Here is a 7153-nt window from a genome sequence, read left to right on the forward strand (position 1 = left end):
GGGCGCTGGCCCGCGCCGACGAGCAGGCCCGGGCGCGGGCCGGGGCGGAGATGCACGCGGCCGAGGCACGGGCCGCCCGGGAGCGGGCCGAGGCGCGGGCCGCGCAGGCCGAGGCGGACGCGGCCGCGCGGGTCTCGGCCGCCGAGCAGGAGGCCGGGCTCCGGATCGGCGCGGCGGAGGAGCAGACGGCGCTGCTGCGGCAGGAGGCCGAGCGGATGCGGGCCGAGCGCGACGAGGCGCGCCTGGAGCTGCTGCTGGAGCGCTCCCGGGTGAGCGATCTGCGCCAGCAGCTGGAAGCGGCGCGGGCCGAGGCCGCCGCGCTTCGCGAGCGGGCGGTCGCCGCCGAGCTGCGCGCCGTCCCGCCGCCCGGCACCCCGGAGTGACCGGTGTTCCGGGTGGGCGGCCCCGCGCTCGGCCGGCCTCCTGCTGATCCGGTGCGCGGATCCGGTGCGGATGACCGGAACCCGGGGCCCGGCCCCCGACGGGGAGGGCCGCCGCACCCGTATAGCCTGGAGCGCCATGAGGCGTGCTCTGATCGTTCCGGTGCTGTTCGCGCTGATCGGCCTGCTGGCGGCGGCCCGGCAGCTCGCCGGAGGGTCACCGGCCGCCGCCGCCGCGCTGCTGCTGGTGTTCGGGCTGCTTGCGGGGCTTTCCTCACCGCTGGCGTTCCCCGCGTCGATCACGGCCGCGGAGGCGTCGCGCCGCAGCGCGGCGGACGGCCGGCCGATCGTCTACTGGCGGCCGGGCTGCCCCTACTGCCTGAAGCTGCGGATGCGGCTGGGCCGCCACGCCCGCCAGCTGCACTGGGTCGACATCTGGCGCGACCCGGAGGGGGCGGAGCGGGTGCGGGCCGCCACCGGCGGTGACGAGACGGTGCCGACCGTGGTCATGGCGGGCCTGCCGTACGTCAACCCCGACCCCGGATGGGTGCGCGAGCGGCTCTAGGCGGCCGGCCGCCCGACGACGACGGCTTCGATCACTTCTCCACCTTCAGTACGACCTTCCCTCGGGCGGTACCGCCCCCGGCGGGGCGGGCGCCCCGCCGGGTTCCCGTCCGTCAGGGGACGGTCCAGTGCCCGTCGCGCATGAGGTCGCGCCCGCTCAGCTCGTTGGCCTCGCGCCACGCCTGGATCCGCAGGGGGCGGATCCGGAAGTACAGGTAGGCCTCGGGCTCCTTGCGGGGGTCGAAGCCGGTCTTGGCGGCGAAGGCGTCCCCGGCCTCGCCCGGGATCTCACCCGCCGGGATCGCCTCGGCGCTCCCCTCGACGAGGACCACGTCGCGGGTCGGGCCGATGCCGAGACGGGCCCGGCCGGTCGCCCGGAGGTTGCGGGCGGTGGGGGCGGAGGCCACGGTGGAGACCAGCAGGGCGGCGCCGTCCCACAGGAAGGAGAGCGGCACCATGTAGGGCAGGCCGCTCTCCCCGCCGGCCGTGGCCACCCAGGCGTCGACGTCGTGGGCGAGCCGGTCGAGCGTGTCCTGCTTGCGCTGCGCGGGGGTACGGGGCGGCGGGGTCATGGGTGTCCGTCTCCTTCTCGTTCTAGATCGGAGACGACCGTACCGGGCGGGCGGGGCGGGACCGTCCGGTGCCGCCATCCTCCGAACGGAGGATGGCGGCCGTCGTCCATCCGCCGGTGATCCGCGTACCGTCGCATGATCCGGCGGCCCGGGCCTTTCTCCGACACTCGGTGGGAACTCATCGAGCCGAGGAGAGAAGATGGTTTCCACCCTGGGGCTGAGGCCGGTCGGGGAAGGCGAGCGCCGGCTCGCCCCCGACCTCGCCAGAGGGGCCATGCTGGCGCTGATCGCCGTGGCCAACTCCGCCGTCTACCTGTACGGCCGGCCGTACGGCATCCGGCAGCACGTCATCGAGCACGACCTGCCGGACCGGGTGACGGCGGCGCTGAGCATGACGTTCGTGGACGGGCGGGCCTACCCGATGTTCGCCGCGCTGTTCGGCTACGGCATGGTGCAGATCTGGAACCGGCGGCGGGACGACGCCGAGGGGCGCCGTGTCCTGAAGCGGCGCAGCCTGTGGCTGCTCGCGTTCGGGGCGGTCCACGCCGTGCTGCTGTTCTCCGGGGACGTGCTGGGGGTCTACGGGCTGCTCGGGCTCGTGCTGGTCCGGCTGCTGCGGGTGCGCGACCGGACCCTGCTGGTCCTCGCCGGGGCCTGGCTCGTCCCCGTCGCCCTGCTGTCCGCCCTGGCCTACGACACGCCCCAGGTCGCGCGGGAGCGGACCATCTTCTGGTCGCTCGCGGTCGAGGACCCGCTGACGGCGCTGGCGCTGCGGCCGGTCGAGTGGGTGCTGACCCCCGTCGGGATGACGGGCGTGCTCACCGCCGCGCTGGTGGGTGTCTGGGCCGGCCGGCGGGAGCTGCTGACCGTACCCGACGGCCTGGTGCGGCGGGCCGCGGTGCTGGGGCCGCTCGCCGGGGCGCTCGGCGGGCTGCCTCTGGGGCTGGCGGCGGCAGGCTTCCTCGACGTGGGCGGATCCGCCGCGGTGATGGCGCTCAACGCCGTCCACACGGTGTCGGGCATCGCCGCCGGCCTGGGGTACGCGGCCCTGATCGCCCTGCTCGCGCGGCGGATCGGGACGCGGCGCGGCCGGTTGGTGACCGCGCTGTCGGCCTGCGGCCAGCGGTCGCTGACGTGTTACCTTCTCCAGTCGGTGGTGTTCGTGGCGCTTCTGCCCCCTTACGGGGCCGGGCTCGGCGGGCGGCTCGGCTCCGCCGCCACGGTCGCGCTGGCGGTCGGCACGTGGGCCGCGACGGTGGCCGCTGCCGAGCTGATGCGCAGGGCCGCAGTGCGCGGGCCCGCCGAGACGCTGCTGCGGCGTCTGGCCTATCCGCGCGGATGAGAGTGGGGCGGCATGCTGCGGGTCCACGACTGGGACAGGGCCTGGCGCACCCTGCCGCTGGTGATCCTCGGAGTGGCCTCCCTGATCGCGGTGGCCGATCCGGCGGCGCCCCCGCACGACCGGGCCGTCACGGCGGCGCTGGCCGCCGCCGTGGCGGTGTGGCACTGGTGGATGGTCCTGGCGCACCCCGGCTGGCCGGAGCGGGCGCCGGCGCCGATGGCGGTCTACTTCGCCGGGCTCCTCGCGCTGGCGTGGGTGCTGTCCTCGCGCCACCCGGTGTACGGGCTCCTGGTGATCGCCTGCTTCCCCACGGCCTTCGCCACGCTTCCCGGCCGGTACGCCTACCTCGGGGTGGCCGCCACGACGCTCGTCGTCATGGGAGGCCCGGCCGCCCTGCTGGACTCCGAAGGCCCCTGGCCGGTCGTGTCGGCGCTCACCGGAGCGGTGCTGGCGGCGTTCATCGGCTGGAGCATCAGGGCCCTGGAGGCCGAGGTCGAACGCCGGCGGGCCGCCAACCGGGCGCTGGAGGACGCGAATCTCCGCCTCGCCCGGCTCGGTGAGGAGAACGCCGAGCTGCAGGGCAGGCTGCTGGCCGCGGCCCGCCGGACGGGTGTCGCCGGGGAGCGCGGCCGGCTGGCGAGGGAGATCCACGACACCCTCGCGCAGGGTCTGGCGGGCATCGTCATGCAGCTCGAGGCCGCGGAGGAGGCCGCGGGCGACGCCGACGCGGTGCGGCGGCGCCTGGCCGTCGCCCGGGACCTCGCCAGGGAGAGCCTGACCGAGGTCCGCCGCTCCCTGGACGGCCTGCGCCCCGGACCGCTGGCGGAGACCAAGCTGCCCGAGGCGCTGTCGGCGCTGGTCTCCGGCTGGAGTGCCGCGCACGAGCTGCCCGCCACGCTCACCGTCACCGGCACCGCCCGGCTGCTGCATCCCGAGGTCGAGGTGACCGTGTACCGGGCCGTGCAGGAGGCGCTGGCCAACGTGGCCCGGCATGCCGGAGCCGGCAAGACCGGCGTCACCCTGTCGTACATGGAGGATGTGGTGGTGGCCGATGTCCGGGACGACGGGGAGGGGTTCGACCCCTGCGGGGCGGGCGGCGCGGGCTTCGGGCTCACCGCCATGCGGCAGCGGGTCGTCAGGCTCGCGGGGAACGTGGCGGTGGAGTCCGCACCCGGTCAGGGCACCGCGGTCAGCGTGACGGTCCCGGCAATCCCCGCCGAGGCCGGGCGGGAGGCGACATGGGTGAGCGGGACGGCGGACGCGGCCGCGTGCGACTGGTGATCGTGGACGACCATCCCGTCGTGCGGGACGGCCTGCGGGGGATGTTCGCCGAGCAGCCAGACCTGGAGGTGGTGGGCGAGGCGGAGGACGGGGAGCGAGGGCTGGCCGTGGCGGTGCGGGAGCGTCCCGACGTCGTGCTGACCGACCTGCGCATGCCCGGCCTGGGAGGAGCGGAGTTCATCGGGCTGCTGGCGCGGCGGGTGCCCTCGGCCCGTGCGCTGGTTCTGACCACCTACGACGGTGACGACGACGTGCTGCCCGCGCTGACCGCGGGCGCGATCGGCTATCTGCTCAAGGACTCCCCGCGCGAGGAGGTCTTCCGCGCCGTGCGGGCGGCGGCGGTGGGGGAGACGGTGCTGTCCCCGGCCGTGGCCGCCCGCGTGCTGAACCGGGTCCGGACCCCCGCCCCCGCCGGGCTGAGCGAACGCGAACGGACCGTGCTCGCCCTGGTGGCGCGCGGCTCCACCAACAAGGAGGCGGCCGCGGCGCTGTTCATCAGCGAGACGACGGTGAAGACCCACCTGGCGCACATCTACACGAAGCTGGGTGTCTCCGACCGGGCCTCGGCCGTGGCCGCCGCCTACGACCGCGGCCTGCTGCCGTGACGGGGCCGTGCTCCCTCACCCCGGCGGTCCCGTGGAGGTCTCCCCGGAGGCGGCGTGGCGGCCGCCGCCCGCGCCCCGGCCCCGCCGGCGGCGCCGGTCCGCCCTGAGGTCTGCACCCTGCGACCTGCGACTTCAGGCCTGAGGACTGCCCCCACGGGACCGGAAATCGTTGGACAAGGCGTACGTCCGCTGGCAGCGTCGCAGGAATGCGACAAGATGAGATCTGGGACGCCGAGACCGCCCGGCGTTACGACACACCAGGCGTCGGCATGTTCGCGCCCGAGGTGCTGGAGCCGGCCGTGGACCGCCTCGCCGAACTCGCGGGCGGCGGGCGGGCTCTCGAGTTCGCCGTCGGAACGGGCCGCGTCGCCGTGCCGCTCGCCGGGAGGGGGGTGCCGGTCACCGGCATCGAGCTGTCGCGCCCGATGGCCGACCGGCTGCGGACGAAGGCGGACGAGGCGACGATCCCCGTGGTCATCGGTGACATGGCCACGGCCACCGCCCCGGGGGAGTACACGCTCGTCTACCTCGTCTACAACACGATCTCCAACCTGCTCACCCAGGCCGAGCAGGTCGAGTGCTTCCGCAACGCCGCCCGCCACCTCACGCCCGGCGGCCGGTTCGTGATCGAGCTCTGGGTGCCCGAGCTGCGCAAGCTCCCCCCCGGCCAGCAGGCCACGGTCTGGTGCTGCGAGCCCGGCTACATCGGCCTGGACACCTACGACGTCCTGCGCCAGCACGTCGTGTCGCACCACTTCAGCTTCGACGGGAGCAGGCGGGCCCGGTTGTCCCGCAGCCCGCACCGCTACATCTGGCCGGCCGAGCTCGACCTCATGGCCCGGCTGGCCGGGTTCGAACTGGAGAGCAGGCACGCCGACTGGGCCGGAGCCGCCTTCACCGCCGAGTCGCGCTCCCACGTGTCCGTCTACCGCATCCCGCCGAGCGGCTGAAGACCGTCCCGCGTCAGGGGAGCCGGTCCACGGCCGCGGGGCCGGCCGGGCGGTTCCGGGGTCCGAGGTCCCGAGGGGACGGGACCTTGGTCGGTACCGCCGGATGGGCGCGGACGGCTGTCATGGGAGGGACGCGCATGCGGTGACCGACATGACGAGGAGCGATGTGATGACCACCGTCCAGGCCGGCGGGCAGAGCCCGGCGGCCTCCGGAGGGCGAGCGGCGGCGATGCTCGCCCTGGCGACCCTGGGTTTCGCCGTGAACTTCTGGGCCTGGGCGCTGCTCAGCCCGCTCGGCCCCCGTTTCAAGGAACTGCTGGGCCTGTCGGCCGCCCAGCAGGCGCTGCTGGTCGCGGTTCCGGTGGTGGTCGGCTCGCTGGGCCGCATCCCCGTCGGCGCGCTCACCGACCGGTACGGCGGCAGAGTGATGTTCCCGCTGGTGTCGGCCGCGACCATCGTGCCGGTGCTGTTCATCGGCGTGGCCGGGCAGAGCTCGCTGGCGGCGTTGCTGGCCGGCGGCTTCTTCCTGGGCATCGGCGGGACGGTGTTCGCCGTCGGCGTGCCCTTCGTCAACGCCTGGTTCCCGCCGCACCGCCGCGGCCTGGCCCTGGGCGTCTTCGGGGTGGGCATGGGCGGCACCGCGATCAGCGCCCTGACCACGGTCCCGCTGGTGAAGACCGGCGGTTCGGCCACCCCGTTCCTGATCACCGCGGTCGTGCTGGCGGTCTACGCCGTCGTCGCCTGGCTGGCCATGCGGGACGCGCCGGGGCGTACGGCGCCGGCCCGGCCGATGGCGGCGCGGATGGCGGCCGCCGCGCGCCTGCCCATCACCTGGCAGGCCTGCGCCCTGTACGCGGTGGCCTTCGGCGGCTACGTCGCCTTCTCGGTGTACCTGCCGGCGTACCTGCAGACCGCCTACGGGCTGGAGCAGGCCGACGCGGCCAACCGGATGGCCGGGTTCGTGCTGCTGGCGGTCCTGATGCGCCCGGTCGGCGGCTGGTTGTCGGACCGGATCGGACCGCTGCCGGTTCTGGCCGGGGTCTTCGCGGTGACCTGCACGGCGGCGGCCGTGGTGTCCTTCACCCCCGGGCTGGCGCCGGTGGGGACGGTCGCGTTCCTGACCATGGCGGCGGCGCTGGGCGCCGGCAGCGGGGCGACGTTCGCCCTGGTCGCCCAGGTCGCCCCGGCCGAGGCGGTGGGCTCGGTCACCGGCCTGGTCGGCGCCGCCGGCGGCCTGGGCGGATTCGTCCCGCCGCTGGTGATGGGCTTCCTCTACGGCCGGTTCGAGTCGTACGCGCTGGGGCTGGTCCTGCTGGCCGTGGTCGCGGCGGCGACGCTGGTGCTGACGGTCACCGTGGTCCGCGCCGCCGCGCTGCGGCGCTCGGCGGCGGTCCTGCCCGGCGGGCGGGGCTGAGAGGCGGGCGGGTCCGACGGGGCGCCCCCGGCCGGTCGGCCGGGG

7 protein-coding genes and 1 pseudogene are annotated in these 7153 nt (G+C 75.6%); 7 read left to right on the forward strand and 1 reads right to left on the reverse strand.

Annotated elements, in window-relative coordinates:
- Positions 1–383 (forward strand): annotated as a pseudogene (locus ACFOWE_RS30260) (hypothetical protein); the annotation flags it as partial.
- Between the two features lie 136 nt (positions 384–519).
- The gene (locus ACFOWE_RS30265) at positions 520–945 is read left to right on the forward strand and encodes a glutaredoxin domain-containing protein (RefSeq protein WP_377293869.1); all 426 of its coding nucleotides are present in this window, start codon (positions 520–522) and stop codon (positions 943–945) included.
- A gap of 112 nt (positions 946–1057) precedes the next feature.
- On the opposite strand, the gene ACFOWE_RS30270 is transcribed toward ACFOWE_RS30265, so the two are convergent.
- The gene (locus tag ACFOWE_RS30270; RefSeq protein WP_377293871.1) at positions 1058–1516 is read right to left on the reverse strand and encodes a pyridoxamine 5'-phosphate oxidase family protein; all 459 of its coding nucleotides are present in this window, start codon (positions 1514–1516) and stop codon (positions 1058–1060) included.
- A gap of 199 nt (positions 1517–1715) precedes the next feature.
- On the opposite strand from ACFOWE_RS30270, the gene ACFOWE_RS30275 reads away from it, so the two are divergent.
- The 5 genes from ACFOWE_RS30275 (at position 1716) to ACFOWE_RS30295 (ending at position 7108) form a co-directional block, all read left to right on the forward strand.
- Positions 1716–2858, forward strand: coding sequence for a DUF418 domain-containing protein (locus ACFOWE_RS30275; protein WP_377293873.1), 1143 nt, complete (start codon positions 1716–1718; stop codon positions 2856–2858).
- 12 nt (positions 2859–2870) lie between these two features.
- Positions 2871–4139, forward strand: a complete 1269-nt coding sequence (locus ACFOWE_RS30280; RefSeq protein ID WP_377293875.1) for a sensor histidine kinase — start codon at positions 2871–2873, stop codon at positions 4137–4139.
- The gene (locus ACFOWE_RS30285) at positions 4097–4744 is read left to right on the forward strand and encodes a response regulator (RefSeq protein WP_377293877.1); all 648 of its coding nucleotides are present in this window, start codon (positions 4097–4099) and stop codon (positions 4742–4744) included. Before ACFOWE_RS30280 ends, ACFOWE_RS30285 begins: the two co-directional genes overlap by 43 nt.
- 206 nt (positions 4745–4950) lie before the next feature.
- Positions 4951–5694, forward strand: coding sequence for a class I SAM-dependent DNA methyltransferase (locus ACFOWE_RS30290; protein ID WP_377293879.1), 744 nt, complete (start codon positions 4951–4953; stop codon positions 5692–5694).
- Between the two features lie 169 nt (positions 5695–5863).
- Positions 5864–7108, forward strand: coding sequence for an MFS transporter (locus ACFOWE_RS30295; protein WP_377293881.1), 1245 nt, complete (start codon positions 5864–5866; stop codon positions 7106–7108).
- Positions 7109–7153: the final 45 nt, after the last annotated feature.

The sequence above is a fragment of the Planomonospora corallina genome, assembly GCF_042650625.1.
Classification (GTDB): Bacteria; Actinomycetota; Actinomycetes; order Streptosporangiales; family Streptosporangiaceae; genus Planomonospora_B; species Planomonospora_B corallina.